Origin of the sequence: Moritella sp. 36 (assembly GCF_018219415.1) — a bacterium.
Classification (GTDB): Bacteria; Pseudomonadota; Gammaproteobacteria; order Enterobacterales; family Moritellaceae; genus Moritella.
Window position 1 is genome coordinate 2,096,956 of the sequence record NZ_CP056120.1, and the last position, 20,831, is coordinate 2,117,786.

Genomic DNA, 20,831 nt, shown 5'->3' on the forward strand with positions numbered 1-20,831 from the left:
TAGATCAATGATTAAAGGAGTGAGGGAATGAATTCTTTAAAGGTATCTGACTATATGCAGTTACGGCCAGTTAAATTGACTGCAGATATGCCTGTGGCAACGGCTGTTGATAGATTACTAAGATCTACTCATATTGGAGCGCCTGTGGTGAATGATAGTGATACGCTCATTGGCTGGATTTCTGAACAGGATTGCTTAGCATCGTTACTGGAATCGAGTTATTACTGTGAAGAGGTCGCGATAGTTGAAGACTTGATGAGAAAGGATGTGCTCACAGTTCGGGTGACGGACAGTATTATTGAACTCGCGCAGCAAATGCTAGAAGCCAAGCCTAAAGTTTATCCTGTGATTGACGATGAAGGCTTACTCGTGGGGATCATTTCTCGTCGAAATGTACTCAAAGCAATGGATAAACAACAACAAGCGTGTTATTTAAATGCCGCAAATATTTAGCTAGCCCTAATGCAATAAAAAGAGGCTACAACGATTGCAGCCTCTAAGCTATCAATTAATACTTTTTACTTATGCAACCGCAGTATCACCAGTTTTGTTAGCGTGAAAACGCTTTTCACCAAAATAAGCGTAACTTAAACAAATGATAGAAGCTAAGCAAGAGGCGACGAGAACCATGAAACCACCATCCCAACCAAAATGGTCGACTGTATAGCCAAGTACTGCATTGGCAGCAACTGCGCCGCCTAGGTAGCCGAATAGACCTGTTAGACCCGCTGCTGTGCCTGCCGCTTTTTTAGGTGCAAGCTCAAGTGCGTATAGACCAATTAACATAACCGGGCCGTAAATCAGGAATCCAATCGCAATTAATGCCGCCATATCGATGGCTGGGTTCCCTGGCGGGTTAAACCAGTAAACAAGTACAGCAATCGTCACTAGCGCCATAAATAGTATTCCTGCTGGTGCACGACGTCCTTTAAATAATTTATCTGAAATCCAACCACAAAGTAGGGTGCCTGGAATACCCGCCCATTCATACAAAAAATAAGCCCAAGAAGAGCCATCTACAGTGAAACCTTTTGCTTCTTTCAGGTACACAGGTGCCCAATCTAAAACACCGTAACGGATCATATAAACAAAGGCGTTAGCAACTGCGATAGACCATAACAGTTTATTATTAAGAACATATTTTAAGAAAATCTCTTTTGCCGTCATTTCTTGTTCATGATCTGTGCTGTAATCATCTGGATAATCATCTTTATATTCTTCGATTGGTGGTAACCCACAAGATTGCGGAGTATCACGCACAGTGAGCCAGACAAAGACTGCGACGAGTACAGCAAAGAAAGCTGGTACATAAAATGCGGTATGCCAATCGTCATTAAATGCCCATAAGCCAAGTAAGAACATAGGGCCGATTAAGCCGCCACCGACGTTATGCGCAACGTTCCAAACCGAGACTAATTCACCACGTTCTTTTTTAGACCACCAGTGAACCATGGTTCTGCCACAAGCTGGCCAGCCCATGCCTTGGAACCAACCATTTAAAAATAGTAAAACGAACATCGCAGTAATACTGCCGGTTGCCCAAGGCATGTAGCCAAAAGTAAACATAACGGCAGCTGACATTAATAAGCCAGCGGTTAAGAAATAGCGTGGGTTAGAGCGGTCAGAGACACTACCCATCAGGAATTTAGATAGTCCATAAGAAATAGAGACTGCAGATAAAGCAACACCCAGATCACCACGGCTAAAGCCTTGTTCAATCAGGTATGGCATGGCCAAACTGAAGTTTTTACGAACTAGGTAGTAGCCTGCATAGCCAAAGAAAATACCAAAGAATAACTGCCATCTTAAATATTTATAGGTGGAGTCAACTTGGTCTGCGGGTAAACGAGCAATGTGCTCTTTCGGTTTGAAAATACCAAACATTTATAACCTCGAGTTTCAACGTGTTGATGGTTTTAAATAACCATTTCATAGGGTTTGAAGTTCGTTCGAGCGAAAATCGTGTGGATTTTATTTTCTTTCGGCTATTACATGTGTGATGTAGATCACATAAATATATTTTTATAATTAAATAAATGATGTATGTTAATAAGAATGTGTTATTTAGTTGCTTGTTTAGGTGTTTGTAAATAAATCGTGACAGGGTGTTAATCTAGGTGGTGACTACTCATTTAGTGGTGGGTTCGTTGTTTTTCGGCTTTATATGTCAAGTAGTGTAAATAATCTGTGCCATATATTTCATTAAATTTATATTTGTTCAGTGTTTAACTAATAGCCTAAAAAGTGTGCCATAACGATGACCAATCGAGGTTATAGCGAGGCGACTGAAGTACTTTTCATTTGAAATCCAATAATCATTTGAAATTCTAGAGCTACTGGCATAGTATTTCGCTTTTAAAACTAGAGTTAATGGGCGCTTTCTAACTATTATGCAGAGTATCTTAAAATCCCTGACGGCTGAACTATCTAACTGTATGCATTCCGATCGTTTTCGTTTTAAACGTCGTTTGCAAACAGCGCAAAAATTACCTTCTGAAAAGCAAGAAAAAGCTATTGATAAGCTGCAGCAAGATATTGCGGCATCGTCGAGCCTGCGTCAGTCGCGTATTGATAACTTACCAGTAGTCTCTTATCCTGAAGATCTGCCTATTAGTCAAAAGCGTGATGATATCGCTAATGCTATTTTAAATAACCAAGTGGTTATTATTGCAGGTGAAACAGGCTCGGGTAAAACCACTCAGATCCCTAAAATATGCCTAGACCTCGGTTTAGGTATTGATGGCATGATAGGGCATACACAGCCAAGACGACTTGCAGCTCGTACGGTTGCGAATCGTATTGCTGAAGAGCTTGATTCAGAGCTTGGTGAGCATGTAGGTTATAAGATCCGTTTTAACGATAACGTCAGCAAGAAAAGTTACATAAAACTGATGACCGACGGTATTTTACTGGCAGAGATCCAACAAGATCGCTTCTTAAGTAGATATGACGTGATCATTATTGATGAAGCCCATGAACGTAGTTTAAATATTGATTTTATCCTCGGTTATTTAAAGCAATTACTTAACCGTCGCCCCGATTTAAAAGTGATTATTACGTCTGCGACGATTGATCCAGAACGTTTTTCTAAACACTTTAATAATGCGCCTATGATCGAAGTGTCTGGCCGTACTTATCCTGTTGAAGTGCGTTATAACGCGTTAGCTGAGCAAGAAGATGGGCACGAACGTGATCAAATCCAAGGCATTGTTGATGCTGTCGATGAACTGCAGAGCGAAGGCCTTGGTGATATCTTGGTATTCCTTAACGGTGAACGTGAGATCCGGGATACTGCAGATGCGTTAAACAAGTTAAAACTTCGAAATACCGAAGTACTGCCTTTGTATGCGCGCTTAACGAATGCCGAGCAGAACCGTATTTTCCAAAGTCATGTTGGTCGTCGAGTGGTATTAGCGACAAACGTGGCAGAAACATCGTTAACTGTACCGGGTATCAAATATGTGATTGACCCAGGTACTGCGCGTATTAGCCGTTATAGCTATCGTACCAAGGTACAGCGCTTACCGATTGAAGCTGTCTCACAGGCCAGTGCAAATCAGCGTATGGGCCGTTGTGGTCGTGTTAGTGCGGGTATTTGTATTCGACTTTATAGTGAAGAAGATTTTAATAACCGTCCTGAGTTTACGGATCCTGAGATCCAGCGTACTAACCTTGCTTCTGTTATTTTACAAATGCATGCATTGGGATTAGGCGATGTTGCTAATTTCCCATTCGTACAGCCACCAGACAGCCGTAACATTACCGATGGTCTAAAACTGCTTGAAGAATTAGGCGCCATTGATATCAGTAATGCTGATCATAATAAACGCCTAACGCCTATTGGTGTTGCGTTGGCTAAACTGCCGATTGATCCGCGTCTTGCTCGTATGGTCATGGAAGCAAACACCAATGGTTGTTTGAATGAAGTGATGGTGATTACGGCTGCATTGTCGATTCAAGACCCTCGTGAACGACCGATAGAAAAACAGCAAGCAGCAGATGAACAACATCGTCGTTTTTATGATAAAGAATCTGATTTCATCACCTTCTTGAACCTTTGGAATTACGTCAAACAGCAACAAGACGAGTTATCGTCATCACAGTTCCGTCGCTTATGTAAGAAAGATTACCTTGCGTATATGCGTGTACGTGAATGGCAAGATATTTACTCGCAGCTGTCACAAGTGGTGAAAGAACTCGGCTTTAATGTTAAGCCTGTTGAAGTTAATGAAGAAGGCGCGATCAGTAACGGCGATAATATTCATAAAGCGCTATTGTCGGGTATGTTAAGTCACGTTGGTTTTAAAGATAAAGACCAAGATTATTTAGGTGCACGTAACAGTAAGTTTAATATCTTCCCTGGCTCTGGTTTATTTAAAAAACAGCCTAAGTGGGTAATGGTTGCGGAACTGGTGGAAACGTCACGTTTGTTCGGCCGTATCGCAGCGAAAATCCAACCGGAATGGATTGAACCGCTTGCTACACATTTAAACAAATCAACGTACAGCGAACCGCATTGGGAAAAACGCCGTGGTGCGGTTGTTGCTGCTGAAAAAGTAACTTTGTATGGTTTAGTCATTGTTGCTAAGCGCATGGTGAACTACAGTCAAATTGACCCGGCATTATGCCGTGAAATATTTATTCGTAGTGGTTTAGTTGAAGGTGAATTTAATACTAAACATGCGTTCTTTAAGCACAATATGGCGGAAGTCGAGCGTATTCATGCGTTAGAACATAAGTCGCGTCGTCGTGATATTTTGGTTAGTGACGATGATTTGTTTGGTTTTTATGCGGATATTATTCCTGAACACGTTTGCTCTGGCCGTCACTTTGATAGCTGGTGGAAAAAAGAGAGCAAGCAAACACCTGATTTATTAACGCTAACCCAAGCTCGTTTGATGAAGCATAATGCAGAAGCGATTACTGCACATAGCTATCCAGAGTTTTGGAGTCAAAACAGCTTTAAATTCAAATTGGAATACAATTTCGAACCGGGTACTGTTGAAGATGGCATCACGGTTATTATTCCATTAGCGATCCTCAATCAAGTCAATGAACAAGGCTTTGATTGGCAGATTCCGGCTTTACGTGAGGAATTAATCATCACCATGATTAAGGCGCTGCCAAAAACACTGCGCCGTAATTTTGTACCCGCGCCAAATTATGCGGGTGCAGCACTGGAGAATATGGACCCTAGCCAAGGTGAATTAGCTGTAAGTCTGAACAAACAGTTATTGCGCATGACGGGTGTCCGTTTAGATCAAGATGTATGGGAGCACTTGACGCTGCCGACGCACCTTAAAATTCATTTTAAAGTTGTTGATGAAAAACTAAAACAAATTAGTTTTGGTGATGACTTAGGTGCATTAAAACAGCAACTGCAAGGTAATATTCAAGAAACCTTAGTGAAGGTGGCTGACAAAGGTATTGAGAAGACAGATCTTATTACCTGGGACTTTGGTCATTTACCGACTGAATTTAAACAAAAACATGGCGGTTATGAAGTTAAAGCGTATCCCGCTTTAGTTGATAATAAAAAGTCGGTTGAAATTAAGCTGTTTGATCATCAAGAAGACGCTGCTGTTGCTGCTAAAGCGGGTTTGCGTCGCTTGATCTTACTTAATGTACCGTCACCGATTAAATACCTTGAACAGAAACTACCAAACAAAGCGAAACTTGGACTGTATTTCAATCCGTTTGGTAAAGTGACTGATCTGATCCACGATTGTATTTCTTGTGCTGTTGATAGCATAATTTCAAAACAGCCTGCTCCGAGTGATGCAGAAAGTTTTGAAGCATTAAAAGAACTGGTTCGTGCCAATATCGCAGATGAGACGGTTGAAGTCGCAAAGCAGGTTGAGAAGATTCTCACTGCCGCGCATCAAGTGCATAAACAGATTAAAGGCAAAGTATCTCTTGATATGATCGTGGCTAATGGTGATATCAAAGCGCAATTAGCGAAGCTTATTTACAGTGGTTTTGTGACCAATACAGGTGTTAAAAAATTAGCAGATGTACAACGTTACATTGCTGCGATTGAACATCGATTGAATAAGCTTAAGATTGATCCTATTCGTGATCGTGGTAATTCAGTTGAAGTGCAACCGCTATTGGAAAACTATGTTCAGTTAACTAAGATGCCACGATTAACACTTGCACAACAAAGTGAGTTATTAAAACTGCGTTGGATGTTAGAAGAACTACGTGTATCGTTATTTGCTCAACAATTAGGGACCAGTTATCCTGTATCTATTAAGCGCGTAAAAATCGCATTTGCAGAGTTTAAAGCGAGTTTGTAGTGGACTTAATTCTATTTAGGACTGGACTGTTATAATGAAAAAGGGAAGCCATATGGCTTCCCTTTTGTTTATATTACCCATTGGTCTCGGCCATTTTTTTTCGCTTGATATAATTTGTTATCTGCTTGCTGTATTAAGCTTTTTACCGTTATTTTCCTATCAGGGATTACGCTGACGACACCAAAACTCATGGTGATTATGGCATGTTCATTGATTCCAGCATGTTGAATCTCTAATGATCTCACTACATTAACGAGTTTTTCAGCAACTAATTTAGCGCCTTTTGTATCTGTATTTGGTAATAACATACAGAACTCTTCTCCCCCATAACGGGCGACTAACTCAGAAGGTCTTCGCAGGGACTTGTTAAGTGTGGATGCGACTAATTTTAAACACTCATCACCTTGGACGTGACCGTAGTGATCATTGTATATTTTAAAGAAGTCTATATCAGCAAGGATAAAGGTAAGGGGTTGAGCATGGCGTTTGGCACGTGATAGCTCTTTTGAAAACATAGCATCTAGGTGTCTACGATTGGCAATGCCAGTTAAGCCATCAAGCGTGGCCAAGCGCTCTAATTCTTCATTTGCCAATTCCAAATCATTTTTGGTTTTTAATAGTTGTGAACGCATTGTCGCAATGCGCTCCATCGCTGTCATTTTAGCGATGAGAATCTGTTTTTGTATGGGTTTTGGTAAGTAGTCATCACCACCAGCTTCAATACCAACCATAACATCTTCTGGTTCAGTTTTACCACTGAGAAATATAATGGGCACCCAATCAGTAAATTCTTGCCTAATTTGTTTTGCTACTTGATAACCGTTAATACCTATCATCACAACACCCAGTAACACAATATCTGGATTACATTCTGAAAATAGTGCGATGCCTGTTTCACCATTTTCTGCGTCGAAGACTTCGTGATTAAGATGTTGTAGGTAAGATCGAATAATCAGTCGTTCAATCTTGGAGTCATCGATTATGAGGATCTTCATCGGCAGTCCTTGCTCTTTTTAGTCGTTGTCCGATAAATACGGTTCTGATAACTAAATATAGCAAGTATCAGTTTAGTTAGTGTAATCTTTTGTTGCTCTGTATCACACACTTAGTGTTATACGTCTTCATCGTTGCCTTAACTTGAAATATTTCGTCAGCTGTTAGCTCGTCATCCCAAGTTACAATAGCTGAAATAGTTGGGCTTTGAGCTGCTTTTAATAGAGTATGAAATTTATTGTTCACTTTAGCTTTATGGATGATGAGTGCACTATCTGCGCTAATCCCATGTTGCCATAATAATGCGGCAGTCAGTGTCATTGGTGGTGCAATGATTGCAGTCCAGTGACCATGGCTATCTTCAATTACGGCTTCATCAACATGAGTCAAAGGCTTATTTTGTGTAGAAGTATTCGCGTTATATATAAAAGATTTAGTTTGCATGGTCGTGCGCCTGTCTTTATATCCAGTGGTTATATATACAGTAGTATTTTGTTGTGATATTTGCAAGCATTTATTATCTTTTAAATGAGTAAATCTGAAATGCTATTGTGTAACTTCTTGATTTAACTCTATTTTGTTTGGTTGTTGTTTTTGTGGACGATCACTTTAGTGGGGCTGTCACCATATACATAAACTGAACTCCGTTTATTACTGGTAGCTTATACAGTATTACATACAGTGCTTTTAGGTGGGTTAATCAATTATATTTAGAGCAGGTTATTGATGAACTTACAATGGAAGGTCAAACGATGGGGTTAAGCGTGGGTTGTTTAAAAGTAAGCCGTTGCGGTTGTTCAACTGCATGAGTGCTGATAATAGCGCCTCTTCTTTTAATGGTTTTGTTAATACGTAGTCTGCACCTGCGTTAAGCATGTGGATACGTGTGTCTTCGTAGGCATCCGCAGTACAGGCAAATATGGGTAAGGTTGCAATATCGAGTGGTAATGTACGTATAGCGCTTATCGCATCAATACCATTCATAACAGGCATATGATTATCCATTAATATCAAATCGTAATGCTGAGTCTGTACTTTTGCAATGGCCTGAGCGCCATTTTCAACAATATCACTGCTGATTTGTCGGAGTTTCAAGAATGAAGACAGGACAAGTTGGTTTACTTTATTATCTTCGGCTATCAGTACATGTAAGCCGGAAAAATCAGTAATGTCATGGTTAAGTGGGGTCACAATTTTTGTTTCTTCGCCGCACTCTAACGGAATTTCGACTGTAAATGTTGAGCCTTGTCCTTTAACGCTTTCTAGTTTGATATTACCTTCCATTAAATTAAGTAATTGTTTAACAATCGATAAGCCTAAGCCCGTTCCACCGAACCGTCGGGTTGTTGAGGATTCTTCTTGTGTAAATGGGTCAAAAATTGCTGTCATTCGTGAGCGAGAAATACCAATTCCAGAGTCACTGACGGCAATGGAAATGGTGTGTATATTACCTTCCACTTTTGTTTCATTAAAAGAGACAGTAACACCGCCTTGTTTTGTGAATTTAAGTGCGTTATTAACTAAGTTAAACAAGATCTGCCTGATTTTGGCTTTGTCACCTAAGTACCAACTATTGTGTTTTAAACTATTAATCACTTTGAATGTAATGCCTTTTTCTATACCGAGAGTGTAATAAGTGCTCGCTAAAGAATCTGCAATTTCGGATAGATTGAAGTTTGCGTTTTCTAGATCTAATTGACCTTCTTCGATTTTAGAAAAGTCCAGAATATCATTGAGTAATGCCATCATGTGATTACCCGAATCCATAATGGTTTTTAGGTGGGCGCTTTGTTCTTCTGTAAGTTGAGTTTTAGTTAAAACTTGCCCCATGCCTAACACACCGTTCATAGGGGTTCGGATCTCATGACTCATATTTGCCAGAAATCGGGTTTTTGATTTTTCACTGTGGCGGGCATGATCCACAGCTTCTTGTAATTCTAGCGTTTTATGCTCTAATGAATGGCTCATATTGAGTAATGCATTACCGAGGGTACCCACTTCGCAATTGCGATCAATGAGTAATTTATCGATAAAATCACCTTTACCAATATTGTTTGCCAATTTAGTCAGGTCAGTGAGTGGGCCAGTAATATTTTTAGCAATAACATAACTTATCCAAGCTACAATAGGGATACATAAAGATACGAGAAAGAGTAATTTATAAAACAGATCAAATAGTGGCGCCATGATGGTGTCATAAGGCGCCGTGGCTAATAAAGACCAGTCGCCAGTCATCTCGGCACCGTATTCACCTAAATCGGCGTAACCAGAAATAACCTTACGATTATCGGCATTGTTGTAGATCGCATAACCATCCATATCTCCTTCGAGCTTGGCTTGTAGTGATTCAATTGCTAAGTCTTTGTGTGGTCTTAATAAACGCGTATTAGGATCTGTTGTGATTAATACATTCCCTAGATCATCGACTAAATAGGTATATTCATTACCAATTGTTTGTTGGTCTATGTCAGCAACGATATCGAATAATTCGGTGATATTAACTTCACTGACTAAAACCCCGATGACTTTCGCTGTTCGAGGGTCGAATACCGCACTCACAAATTTAAAGTCAAAATGACGTTGCTGAAAGTGGTTATTAGTTTCACCACCTAAGTGCGTTAAAGGAGAAATATATGCATGGGATGGATCGGCGAGTGCCTTATTAAATTCATTTTTTATGTTTTCGGCATAGGAAAAAATATTGTCGTTAATTGTATGGCTTTCTGATGCCGCTATAATTTTGCCTTTTACGTCTACGTAATATATTGATTTGTAATGAGGATAGGTGTCAATGATGTCTTCAAAATGATTGGTTATTTCGACATAGTCGGCAAGTGCGAACAGCGGACTTTTACTGAGTAGCTCAAAGTTAAGCTGTACTTTAAGCATAAAGTTATCGACTTTCTTTGCTGCGTTCTCAACATTATGTTGTAAATGTAATCCGGTATTTATTTCAAACTGCTTTTGCATGCTATAGAACATGATGCCAGTGGTCGTTAGCCAAAAAAACAAAATTAATCCGATAAATGATAATGCGATCTTATTTTTGAGTAACATTACAGCATCCACGTAGTTGGCATTGATAAAAAGCGAGTAAAGGTGATTTTAAATCGCGCGAAATCCTGAAGATGCATAGGCATACCTGTAACCATAGCTGAATAATTCATGCTGTCACTAGTCTATGTCTCAGCGCCAATAAATGGAAAGTTCTAGGTCACATTTTAGCTTTCAATATAAGTACTGGCTCACAAGTTTTTTAAAAATGTTTATAATAATCGCGGGAGTTATGCACGCCACTTGGACCTCGAAAAACAAGATAGCGAGAAAACAAATAATCCCTATGCTTATTATTCATAGTTATGTTGTGATTTAATTTTATCGGCAACAATATCAGCCCATTGCTGGTAAATAATTGGCCCTGGATGAAATCCATCTTCAGCCATATCCTTATCATTTAATTCAGCATTGAAATCGATTAATTGACAATCACTTTGGCTTTCAATTAGGGTTGCTAGTTTACGATTAAACTGAGCTGCTCTTGCGCCTAAATAACGTCGTAATGGTTGTGGTAGTACTGAGAATTGTCCCATCGGAGGGACTTGTGTGATAAGGATTTGTTGGCAGTTAAATTGTTCGCGTAATAGCGTGATCAAATCTTGTTGCTGAGTTAACCACGTTGATGCTGCTAGTGTAGCCGTGACATCATTTACACCTAATGAGGTCACGATAATATCGAAGGTTTGTTGCGGTTGTTTCGATAGCATTTGTAGGCTGTCTAATGTGGTATGGCCCGATTTCGCCAATAACTGCCAATTAACCTGGTAGCACTCGGCCAGCGCCGAAACCAAGTGTCCTGTTAACGCTTGTGACTGGTTATCCACACCAACACCAGCAGCGGCAGAATCACCAACAATAAGCAGTCGTATTTTTTGTCCTTTTCCTGCCATTCCAGAGCGTTCTCCTGCCGCTTCTGGTAGCTTTGGTGTTACTTTTTTTACATATTGCCCTTGTGCGATAATGATCGGCGCATAAACTGCTCTCGTTAATAATTTGTTTAATAATTTGAACATACCACCTCCTTGATTTAATCATAATAGCAATACGGCGGCGATTAATTTGCGCGCTTATGCCCAAAGCCATAAATATAATCAATTTTAGTAATCTTGTTATGGAATGCAAATATCGAACTATATTTACACTTAGGCTATTTTATGATTAATTGGAGTAAGTTATGTCAAATCATCATACGTACAAAAAAATTGAAATGGTTGGTTCGTCAAAAACAAGTATTGAAGAGGCCATCCATAATGCACTTGCAGAGTGCAGTAAAACAGTAAAGAATATGGATTGGTTTGAAGTGGTTGAAACCCGTGGTCATATTGTTGATGGTGCGGTTGGGCATTTTCAAGTGACGCTGAAAATAGGTTTCCGTATCGGAGACAGCTAAATTTTCAATAAATTGATTTATAAGGATGTAAACGATGAGTAAAATATCAGGGGGCTGCTTATGTGGCTCAGTTAAATTTGAAATTACCAATGATTTTAGTCAATTTCATTTGTGTCATTGTCAGCAGTGCCAAAAAATAACTGGCTCTGCTCATGCATCTAATTTATTTTGCCAATCCGGACACATTACGTGGTTGGCTGGTATGGATAAAACTAAACGTTTCGATTACCCAAATCGTCATTTTGCGCGTGTATTTTGCACTGAGTGTGGAACTGGATTGCCGTATTTAGTCAATAAAGGTAAAACCTTAATCGTACCTGCGGGTTCATTGGATGTAGACGAAGAGACGGTGTTTAACGTTGCACCGCAAGATAATATATTTTGGCATGAGCGTGCGGCTTGGTATGATGCGGCTTTAGCTGCCCCGACGTTTGCAGGGTTTCCAAAGTAAGAGTTTTACCCAAGCAACTGCTTGATGATTTACTCATTTAGCCTGCCTTGTTTTCGCTTATGCTGCAGCGCATACTAAAAAATTAGGGTTAACCGTTATTCAAGAGTTTGAATATAATAACAATCATTATTATGAGTTGGTTTACGATACATCAAAACCAGTAGCGGCATAATAATGAATTAACAAGTTATAACCGATAAGCCATCCGTTATAACTTGTTAATTATTTACCTAGTCAGAAGCATTATTACTTAGTGTTAATATCTGAATTCACTTCAACATTATCAACAACATGATTATCACCCAAGTCATGTGGTAATACTAAGTTAAGAATAATCGCCACGATACCGCATAGACTCACACCTTGAAGGCTGAAATCACCGATACCAAATGCCATACCACCAATACCGAATACTAATGTCACCGCAACAATGATTAAATTACGAGACTTATGCAGATCAACACGATTAGTAATAAGCGTATTAAGACCTACGGTTGCAATTGTACCGAACAGTAAGATCATGATGCCGCCCATCACTGGTACAGGGAAGGTTTGCAGTAACGCACCGAGTTTACCCACAAAAGCCAACACGATTGCGATAACCGCTGCCCATGTCATGATGACAGGGTTGAATGCCTTAGTTAGTATTACTGCACCAGTTACTTCACTGTAGGTGGTGTTTGGTGGCGCGCCAAACATAGACGCAGCCATTGTCGCCATTCCGTCACCAGCAAGCGTCCGGTGTAGACCTGGTTTCTTAAGGTAGTCTTTACCTGTCGCATTCGAGATCGCGAGAATGTCGCCAACATGCTCAATCGCAGGGGCTAACGCAACCGGGATCATAAATAATATCGCATTGATGTTAAATTCTGGGTAAGTAAAGTTTGGTAGTGCTAACCAGCTTGCTTGGCCAACTGGAGCAAAGTCAATGATGCCATAAGCAAGACTTGCAAGATAACCGGCGATAATACCCGCCATAATTGGAATCAGTTTAAGTAGACCTTTACCAAAAACACTCACTATAATGGTGGTAAATAATGAGATAGAAGCAATGATAATTGCAACGTCGTTATTAATTAACTGTATTGCGCCATCACCTGTTTTACCCATGGCCATATTGACTGCAACAGGTGATAAACCAAGACCAATTACCATTATCACTGGGCCTACAACCACGGGAGGCAGTAGCTTATGGATAATTGCTACGCCACGGAATTTAATCACAGCGGACAATAATACATAAGTGAAACCAGCAGCCATCAAGCCACCCATAGTGCTCGCTATGCCCCAGGTTTGTATTCCGAACATGATCGGAGCAATAAAGGCAAAAGAAGAAGCGAGAAAAACAGGAACTGAACGTTTAGTGATAACTTGAAACACTAAAGTACCGAGGCCAGCACCGAAAAGCGCGACATTTGGATCCAAACCAGTAAGAAGTGGAACCAATACGAGGGCACCAAATGCGACGAATAGCATTTGTAGACCTTGCAGAATTTGCATTTTTTTATCTCCATTTTTAAATAAACGGCTGGACGGTAGCATAAAGTTTATACCATTGATATTAAAAATAGATAAAACCCCAACTTTTAGGCAGCGGGTCAATTTTGTGCTCATGATATGATACGTATCGTGCTTGTTTAAAACCAAAATCATGGCATTATATTGGTGCTTATCATTTATTTAACGCTATCCCCTGTATATACAGATAACAACCGTATTTAAAAGTTGGATTTCATGATCACCGACAGTCATATCATCGATACAGTATCAGCTCATCATTTGTTTTCAGCTCTTACGGATGCTGAGTTTCAACAACTCTTTAGTACCGCCAAAACATGTAAAATAGAACCACTAGAGAATGTGTTTCATCAAGGCGATAAAGCCAGTCGATTTTATTTAGTGCTACGCGGACACCTTAAACTTTACCGTACCAGTCCAAGTGGGCAAGAGAAGGTTGTCGAAGTGATGCGTGAAGGTAATACCTTTGCGGAAGCATTAATGTTTAATAACAAACCGTTTTATCCTGTGGCCGCGCAAGCGGTATCAGCCAGTGAACTGATTACATTTGATAATGAAACCTACTTAAAGATACTAAAAAATAACCCTGAGGCGGGTATCTCAATTATGGCGAATATGAGTATTCGTTTACATCATGATCTTTACGAAATTGAAATGTTATCGGTCGAGAATGCCAAAAACCGTTTACTGTTATTCTTGATGCAGAATATTCAAGACAAAGACGGTAATGAAGGTGTGATTGAATTAGATATACCGAAACGAACACTTGCTTCATTATTATCGATCCAACCAGAAACGTTTTCACGTTTACTCAAAAAACTGGCCAAAGAAGGCTTGATCGAAGAAAAAAGAGGGCATATTCGTATTGTAAATATTGACGCCTTGTATGCCGCTGCTGATATACCAGTACAATCAGTGACGGGGGGGCTAAACGGTGAGTAATGCGGTGCAGGTGATTTCTTTTTCTCATTTGGTCTTTGCCTTTATTCCTGTGTTAGTCGCGCTGGCTATCTTGTTGCAATGGCGATTACCGATTAAAAATGGCTTGTATGCGTTATCACGTATGCTGATTCAATTGTTGTTAATTGGCTATTTCCTGTCATATATTTTTGAGTCACATAGTGCTGGCATTGTTGTTGTCGTGCTTATCGTTATGGTTGTCGCCTCGAGCTGGATTGCTTTAGGTGCAGTGCCTGAACAGCGCTGGGAAATGTATAAATATGCATTAATCGCAGTAGCACTTGGGGGCGGGTTTACCTTATTTGTGATGAGTATTGGCGTACTGGGGCTAGACCCTTGGTACAATCCGCAATATATGGTGCCACTTGCTGGGATGGCATTTGCCAATGCGATGAATAGTGTCAGTTTGTCTGCTGAACGTTTACATGCGGAAATGACGCGTGGCGATGACTATTTTACTGCGCGACGTATCGCGTTAAGAGCGTCGTTAATACCGATTACTAATGCACTATTTGCTGTTGGCTTAGTTTCTTTACCAGGCATGATGACAGGCCAGATTTTATCCGGCGTATCGCCATTCATTGCAGTGCGATACCAAATTATGATTATGTGCATGCTGTTTGGTTCATCCGTGATTTCTGCGGCATTTTTCTTATCTTTGATAAAGCCGCTAATGACAACAAAGCAATGAGTTATCAACGACAAGATTTATAAAATACCAAGATTTATGTAATACTGATGAGCATGTCGGTAAACACGATTATAAAATAGAGGTTACAATGAAAATGGCTAAAATTTGTTATGTATTTTCTATATTGATCTTGGGTGTAGTTAATACGGCACATGCTACATCGTCGGTATGGAAAGTGAGTCATGGAGAACACAGTTTATATTTAGGTGGAACAGTGCATGTTTTATCGCTTGATGATTATCCGTTTCCGGCAGAGTTTGATCGTGCGTATGCGTTGGCTGAGACCTTGGTATTCGAAACGGATATGGCAAAATTAGAAAGCCCTGAATTTCAGAATTCTATGCTAAGTCAGCTTAGATACCCGGATGGGCAAGACTTAACGCAAAACCTAACACCTGAAACATACAAGATGTTAGCAGCGTATTGTGAGTCACGGGGTATTGGTATGCAGGTTATTAATAATTTTAAACCGAGTATGATTTCGTTGATGTTAACAATGGCAGAGTTACAACGCCTTAATTTAACGGGTCTTGGTGTTGATAAATATTACAACAGTAAAGCGGTTATCGATGCTAAAGAACTCGGTAAACTAGAAACAGTAGAACAACAGTTAGCGTTTATTGTGGGTATGGGTAAAGGTAAGGAAGATGAATTCATTCGTTATAGTTTAGAAGATATAAAAACATTACCCACATTTATGCATGAGATGAAAACAGCTTGGCGTCATGGTAATCGCCAAGCACTTATTGATCTTGCGATTACCCCTTTGCTTACAGATTTTCCTGATATTTATCAGTCATTATTAGTGCAACGTAATAATAATTGGTTACCTCAGATTGAAGCAATGTTTGACAGTAAAGGTACGGAGTTCGTACTTGTGGGGGCATTGCATTTAGTCGGAAAGGATGGATTATTACAACGATTAGAAGCGGCTGGTTATAAAGTAACGCAACTTTAGGGCGTAAATTGATAAAATAGTGGCATCGGTTACCATCCTGAAGTTGTTTGGCTATAGATGGGTATTGATAGTTAGGATATGATAGTGCTATCTGAACCTATATTTTGAAATGAACCTATGCTGAATTTTTTCCGTTCTAAACCACTAATTGATGATGCCAGTTGTGAATGGATGTTTGACACATTTGCGTGGGCGTTAACACATTTTGATCATCAAGAGTTCTTTCTGCGTACTCGGTTAATCCAACCAACGAATGATTTTTTTCCCGGTAATATTGATAGTCGACACGGTATGGCTGAAACTATATTTAATCATGTGGTTAAATATGCCGGATTGAGTCATTGGCCACTACAGTTACAAGCGCCCCAGTTTTTTAATGGTCAACCTCCTGCATTACTTGATTTATCCGCAGTACAACGAGATTCTTCAGCTGCGAATACCTTACCTGTGTTAGTTGCACCTCAGCCTTTAGCAATGACTTATAATCCACAGCAAGCTGCTAAACCGGGCGATCTAGCTTCGAGTTATGCGCATCATTTAGCCCAGCATGTGGTGGCACAATCACAACAACGCCCTCCTGGTGGGGCTGAGTATTTTAATGCGAGTACCGAAATTGTTGCCATTTTTATGGGTTTCGGCGTGATGATGGCTAATTCAGCTTATACTTTTAGAGGCGGATGTGGCAGTTGCTATAACGCGCAAGCAAATCGACAGGCAACCTTATCTGAAGACTATGTCATCTTTGCCTTGGCGCTGTTTTGTCGACTGAAAGGTATTCCAATAGGGGACGCGACACGTAATTTGAAAAGTTATTTAAAACAGAATTTCAAGCAAGCATTAAAACAAATTGATCGAGAACCTGCGCGTTTACAACAGTTATTTGCATTAAAGTAATATCACTACAGAACTCCCTATATAACAAAATAAAAAAGCCAGTAGAAAATGGCTTTTTTGTTTTAAATTAATAAGTTATAAGGTTAGGTGTTTCTTACATAGTGAATTTAGAAAATACATAGCAATATGTTAAGCCGCCACTTCTCTCCACTGGTGCTCCAGCCTGCATACCGTAGCACACCTCTTGGATATTTGGAGCTGATAAAGTGAAATCAAGGTTAATATCAAAGGAAGTAGCAATTGACCCATTTAGTGAGTCCCAGTCGAAACCCCTAACGATGTCAAAGGTTGCTCCCCCCACATTATCTGGAGTGTTACGATTAAACCCGAACCAAAAGCTACCACTTGCACCCACATTCGTACCAAATCCGACAGATGCGTCTACGAATACGCGGTACCATTTTAAATCTATACTAATGGCTATTCCATAGCCCATACCTATACGGGCTGGAAAGAGGGTGCTGGTATCTACATCACCGCAGAGCATGATTGTCCCATATTGTTCGTTTGCAAACTCCTTGATAAGTCCTCTTACTGGGAGCAGGTTACGAACCAACGCTTTAGCCTGTTCCGAACGACTCGTTTCTAGACTATCATCCCCGGCTGCCATTCTTGTGTGCGTTGCTAAAAGTGATGTAAGTGTGCCCACAAATCCATTTGAAAATAGGTATGGCAAATCTAAAAATGCCTTTTTATTCAAACTTTTACATTTTTCTATTTCGGTTTGTATTAGCTTCGGTTCAAGAGGATGGCGATTATAGTCTTCTTCTCCCGCTTCCAGCTCTTCGATTAGGTACGGTTCAGTGGACCAGTCAAGTGTGTAGTGAGCACCGTCGCCTGTAAACGCTACTTGTCCCTCGAAATCATCAGGGCTGATGACAGCAGTACCTAGTTCATCGGTGGCACTTATATCATCGTAATCTCGAAGTCGAAGTTCAATTTGGTATTTAAATACCAATTTTATTTTTAATATCCATTCCATACCATAGCCCATATCGTGGTCGAAAATATTCTTCCACTCACCGCTATCGATTCTACAATCAAGTTTCGTATTATCGAATACAGTATCTTCAGGTGTGATACATGTAAGCTTGGTTAAATATGTTGCATAGCGTATTTCCATTATTTATTACTCCATATAGTAGTGATAGTATAAATCGTCCATTTACTGTTGATTTTAAAGAGAAAGCCCAAAAAATATAGCAAACATAACGCACTGGTACAATAACTTGCTGTTAACATTTAATTAACATCTGGTTGGCATTTTGTTGGCGCGTGGTCAGCTTGTGAGTAACGCATGGTTAACGCTTGAACGTTTTATTTATACTTAGTAGGTATTTTTACCGTCATTTTGAGGGGGCGAGAGTCGTGACTAACCAGCTAGAGTATGGCAATTTCTTACGCTTTTTAAATTTAATTATTATGCTTAACAACTACCACAAGGGTGATAATTATCAAACATCCCATGTTTGATATAAAACAACAAAAATACAGAGCTAACAACTATAGAGAAACAACTGGTAGGATAGGGAATTAAAATTAAGCAACGTTCTTATAGCAAAAGGCCCTACTAATGATGTTAAGTAAGGCCTTTATTGAGCGAGTCAGTATTACTGACTATTCTGAATCCTGTTCAGTCTCTTCAGTTTTTTTCGTGTCTTCTAAATCTTGTCCGCCGCAGCCACCACAACAACTCATAATAATATCCTCTTTAGTCGATTAATTTAGTGTTAAGTAAAATACCTACTCACTATAACCAAGTGTTTTACTCAAGTAATTGACCAAAGTCATTTAGGCGAATAAATCGTAAGTTTAACCATACTTTTTTAACCTATATGAGTGATGGACCACTATCCGCTATTTTCAGTAAAGACTTAGCTGCGAGTTATGATGAAAAATTTTTAAAATTAACGCTGATGAAAGATGTGCTTCATTTGAGTATTCAAGTTGTACTGTCAGAATAACAAAACAAAAAAGCCAGTAGAAACTGGCTTTTTTTATTTTAAATTAATAAGTTATACGATCAGGTGTTTGTTACATAAGGTATTTAGTAAATACATAGCAATATGTTAAGCCGCCACTTCTCTCCATTGGTGATCCAGCCTGCATACCGTAGCACACCTCTTGGATATTTGGAGCTGATAAAGCTAAGTCAAAGGACGTAGCAATTGACCCATTTAGTCCCCCCCAGTTGAAACCCCTAACGACGTCAAAGGTTGCTCCCCCCACATTATCTGGTGTGTTACGATTAAACCCGAACCAAAAGCTACCACTTGCCCCCACATTCGTACCAAATCCGATACCCGCGTCTACGAACACGCGGTACCATTTTAAATCAATGCTAATGGCTATTCCATAGCCCATACCCATACGGGCAGGGAGGAGTGTACTAGTATCTATATCCCCGCAGAGCATGATTGTCCCATATTGTTCCTTTTTAAACTCCTTGATAAGTCCTCTTATTGGACTAATTTCAAGTTTACTAAGCAACGTTCTAGCCTGTTCCAAACGACTCGGTTCTAGACCCTCCTCCCCGGCTCCCATTCTTGCGTGCGTTGCTAAAAGTGATGTAAGTGTGCCCACAAACCCATTTGAAAATAGGGATGGTAACGCATTCAATGCCTTTTTATTCAAATCCGTCATTGTTTCTATTTCGGTTTGCATAGCATCCGGTTGAAGAGGGCGGCGATTAAAGTCTTCTTCTCCCGCTTCCAGCTCTTCGATTAGGTACGGTTCAGTGGACCAGTCAAGTGTGTAGTGAGCACCGTCGCCTGTAAACGCTACTTGTCCCTCGAAAGCATCTGGGTCGATGACAGCAGTACCGAGTTCATCGTCGTAACCTATGAAATCGTAATCTCTAAGTCGAAGTTCAACTTGGTGCTTAAATACTAATTTTTTGTCTAACGTCCATACCATACCTGGGCCCATATCGTGGTCGAAAATATTCACCCACTCACCGCCATCGATTCTACAAGCAAGTTTTGTATTATCGGATATAGTATCTTCAGGTGTGATACATGTAAACGTGGTTAAATATGTTGCATAGCGTATTTCCATTATTTATTACTCCATATAGTAGTGATAGTGTAAATCGTCCATTTACTGTTGATTTTAAAGAGAAAGCCCAAAAAATATAGCAAACATAATGCACCAGTTCAACAACAAGTTGTTAACATTGGTGTAACATTTGGTTGGCGTCCTACCGTTTCATCTATACTTAATTGGTATTTTTAGCGTTGTTTTGAGGGAGGCGAGAGTCGTGATTAACCAGCTACAGTATGGCAATTGCTTACGTTTTTTAAATTTAATTATTATGCTTAACAACTACCACAAGGGTGATAATTATCAAACATCCCATGTTTGATATAAAATAACAAAAATACAGAGCTAACAACCATAGAGAAACAACCGATAGGATAGGGAGCTGAAATTAAGCAAGTCAGTAGACATTAATACTAAATAGTGTTCAACAATAAATTACCTTACCTTTAATAGAATTTAGCAACGTTCTCATAGCAAAAGACCAAAGTCATTTAGGCGGATAAATCGTAAGTTTAACCATACTTTTTTAACCTATATGATTGATTATAAATTGTTATATTCTTTATTCACGTATGTTT

The 20,831-nt window shown here is 39.7% G+C and carries 16 protein-coding genes; 8 read left to right on the top strand and 8 right to left on the bottom strand.

What is annotated here, in order from left to right; translation table 11 throughout:
- The first annotated feature begins 27 nt into the window (after positions 1 to 27).
- Positions 28 to 453, top strand: coding sequence for a CBS domain-containing protein (locus HWV03_RS09480; protein ID WP_211679471.1), 426 nt, complete (start codon positions 28 to 30; stop codon positions 451 to 453).
- A gap of 69 nt (positions 454 to 522) precedes the next feature.
- Here the strand turns inward: HWV03_RS09480 and glpT are convergent, their stop codons facing one another.
- A complete protein-coding gene (gene glpT / locus HWV03_RS09485) occupies positions 523 to 1,884 on the bottom strand; it encodes a glycerol-3-phosphate transporter (protein ID WP_211679472.1) in 1,362 nt (453 codons plus the stop codon).
- A 506-nt stretch (positions 1,885 to 2,390) separates the two neighbouring features.
- On the opposite strand from glpT, the gene hrpA reads away from it, so the two are divergent.
- Positions 2,391 to 6,299 carry an ATP-dependent RNA helicase HrpA gene (hrpA, locus tag HWV03_RS09490; protein WP_211679473.1) on the top strand — a complete coding sequence of 1,303 codons (3,909 nt, stop codon included), beginning with the start codon at positions 2,391 to 2,393 and terminating at the stop codon, positions 6,297 to 6,299.
- A gap of 68 nt (positions 6,300 to 6,367) precedes the next feature.
- Here hrpA and HWV03_RS09495 read toward each other — a convergent pair whose 3' ends face one another.
- The 4 genes from HWV03_RS09495 to HWV03_RS09510 form a co-directional block, all read right to left on the bottom strand.
- The gene (locus HWV03_RS09495) at positions 6,368 to 7,294 is read right to left on the bottom strand and encodes a GGDEF domain-containing response regulator (RefSeq protein ID WP_211679474.1); all 927 of its coding nucleotides are present in this window, start codon (positions 7,292 to 7,294) and stop codon (positions 6,368 to 6,370) included.
- 76 nt (positions 7,295 to 7,370) lie between these two features.
- Positions 7,371 to 7,736, bottom strand: a complete 366-nt coding sequence (locus tag HWV03_RS09500) for a hypothetical protein (RefSeq protein WP_211679475.1) — start codon at positions 7,734 to 7,736, stop codon at positions 7,371 to 7,373.
- Between the two features lie 288 nt (positions 7,737 to 8,024).
- The gene (locus HWV03_RS09505; protein ID WP_211679476.1) at positions 8,025 to 10,349 is read right to left on the bottom strand and encodes a hybrid sensor histidine kinase/response regulator; all 2,325 of its coding nucleotides are present in this window, start codon (positions 10,347 to 10,349) and stop codon (positions 8,025 to 8,027) included.
- Positions 10,350 to 10,639: 290 nt separating this feature from the next.
- A complete protein-coding gene (locus tag HWV03_RS09510; RefSeq protein WP_211679477.1) occupies positions 10,640 to 11,362 on the bottom strand; it encodes an SGNH/GDSL hydrolase family protein in 723 nt (240 codons plus the stop codon).
- Positions 11,363 to 11,523: 161 nt separating this feature from the next.
- Here HWV03_RS09510 and HWV03_RS09515 point away from each other — a divergent pair, with 161 nt between their 5' ends.
- Positions 11,524 to 11,739, top strand: a complete 216-nt coding sequence (locus HWV03_RS09515; protein WP_045110689.1) for a dodecin — start codon at positions 11,524 to 11,526, stop codon at positions 11,737 to 11,739.
- 34 nt (positions 11,740 to 11,773) lie between these two features.
- A complete protein-coding gene (locus HWV03_RS09520) occupies positions 11,774 to 12,190 on the top strand; it encodes a GFA family protein (RefSeq protein WP_211679478.1) in 417 nt (138 codons plus the stop codon).
- Between the two features lie 246 nt (positions 12,191 to 12,436).
- Here the strand turns inward: HWV03_RS09520 and HWV03_RS09525 are convergent, their stop codons facing one another.
- Complete coding sequence (locus HWV03_RS09525; protein ID WP_211679479.1) at positions 12,437 to 13,690, bottom strand: uracil-xanthine permease family protein; 1,254 nt, start codon at positions 13,688 to 13,690, stop codon at positions 12,437 to 12,439.
- Between the two features lie 234 nt (positions 13,691 to 13,924).
- Here HWV03_RS09525 and HWV03_RS09530 point away from each other — a divergent pair, with 234 nt between their 5' ends.
- The 4 genes from HWV03_RS09530 to HWV03_RS09545 all read left to right on the top strand — a co-directional run bounded on the left by HWV03_RS09530 (position 13,925) and on the right by HWV03_RS09545 (position 17,211).
- Positions 13,925 to 14,650, top strand: coding sequence for a Crp/Fnr family transcriptional regulator (locus HWV03_RS09530; protein WP_211679480.1), 726 nt, complete (start codon positions 13,925 to 13,927; stop codon positions 14,648 to 14,650).
- Positions 14,643 to 15,359 carry an ABC transporter permease gene (locus tag HWV03_RS09535; RefSeq protein WP_211679481.1) on the top strand — a complete coding sequence of 239 codons (717 nt, stop codon included), beginning with the start codon at positions 14,643 to 14,645 and terminating at the stop codon, positions 15,357 to 15,359. The genes HWV03_RS09530 and HWV03_RS09535 overlap by 8 nt, the downstream gene beginning before the upstream one ends.
- A 94-nt stretch (positions 15,360 to 15,453) precedes the next feature.
- Positions 15,454 to 16,317: a TraB/GumN family protein gene (locus HWV03_RS09540; protein ID WP_255547143.1), complete on the top strand. Its 864-nt coding sequence runs from the start codon at positions 15,454 to 15,456 to the stop codon at positions 16,315 to 16,317.
- Between the two features lie 117 nt (positions 16,318 to 16,434).
- Complete coding sequence (locus HWV03_RS09545; RefSeq protein ID WP_211679483.1) at positions 16,435 to 17,211, top strand: hypothetical protein; 777 nt, start codon at positions 16,435 to 16,437, stop codon at positions 17,209 to 17,211.
- A 94-nt stretch (positions 17,212 to 17,305) separates the two neighbouring features.
- Here HWV03_RS09545 and HWV03_RS09550 read toward each other — a convergent pair whose 3' ends face one another.
- Both HWV03_RS09550 and HWV03_RS09555 read right to left on the bottom strand, forming a co-directional pair.
- A complete protein-coding gene (locus tag HWV03_RS09550) occupies positions 17,306 to 18,334 on the bottom strand; it encodes a hypothetical protein (protein ID WP_211679484.1) in 1,029 nt (342 codons plus the stop codon).
- Positions 18,335 to 19,245: 911 nt separating this feature from the next.
- On the bottom strand, positions 19,246 to 20,268 hold the full coding sequence (locus tag HWV03_RS09555; protein WP_211679485.1) for a hypothetical protein: 1,023 nt from the start codon (positions 20,266 to 20,268) through the stop codon (positions 19,246 to 19,248).
- Between the last annotated feature and the right edge of the window lie 563 nt (positions 20,269 to 20,831).

Bases quoted from the DNA above. Each gene is read 5' to 3' on its own strand.
- HWV03_RS09520 (WP_211679478.1), top strand. From the start codon at position 11,774: ATGAGTAAAATATCAGGGGGCTGCTTATGTGGCTCAGTTAAATTTGAA.
- HWV03_RS09545 (WP_211679483.1), top strand. From the start codon at position 16,435: ATGCTGAATTTTTTCCGTTCTAAACCACTAATTGATGATGCCAGTTGT.
- HWV03_RS09495 (WP_211679474.1), bottom strand. From the start codon at position 7,294: ATGAAGATCCTCATAATCGATGACTCCAAGATTGAACGACTGATTATT.
- HWV03_RS09530 (WP_211679480.1), top strand. From the start codon at position 13,925: ATGATCACCGACAGTCATATCATCGATACAGTATCAGCTCATCATTTG.
- HWV03_RS09505 (WP_211679476.1), bottom strand. From the start codon at position 10,349: ATGTTACTCAAAAATAAGATCGCATTATCATTTATCGGATTAATTTTG.
- HWV03_RS09480 (WP_211679471.1), top strand. From the start codon at position 28: ATGAATTCTTTAAAGGTATCTGACTATATGCAGTTACGGCCAGTTAAA.
- HWV03_RS09550 (WP_211679484.1), bottom strand. From the start codon at position 18,334: ATGGAAATACGCTATGCAACATATTTAACCAAGCTTACATGTATCACA.
- HWV03_RS09555 (WP_211679485.1), bottom strand. From the start codon at position 20,268: ATGGAAATACGCTATGCAACATATTTAACCACGTTTACATGTATCACA.
- glpT (WP_211679472.1), bottom strand. From the start codon at position 1,884: ATGTTTGGTATTTTCAAACCGAAAGAGCACATTGCTCGTTTACCCGCA.
- hrpA (WP_211679473.1), top strand. From the start codon at position 2,391: ATGCAGAGTATCTTAAAATCCCTGACGGCTGAACTATCTAACTGTATG.
- HWV03_RS09540 (WP_255547143.1), top strand. From the start codon at position 15,454: ATGGCTAAAATTTGTTATGTATTTTCTATATTGATCTTGGGTGTAGTT.
- HWV03_RS09510 (WP_211679477.1), bottom strand. From the start codon at position 11,362: ATGTTCAAATTATTAAACAAATTATTAACGAGAGCAGTTTATGCGCCG.
- HWV03_RS09500 (WP_211679475.1), bottom strand. From the start codon at position 7,736: ATGCAAACTAAATCTTTTATATATAACGCGAATACTTCTACACAAAAT.
- HWV03_RS09515 (WP_045110689.1), top strand. From the start codon at position 11,524: ATGTCAAATCATCATACGTACAAAAAAATTGAAATGGTTGGTTCGTCA.
- HWV03_RS09525 (WP_211679479.1), bottom strand. From the start codon at position 13,690: ATGCAAATTCTGCAAGGTCTACAAATGCTATTCGTCGCATTTGGTGCC.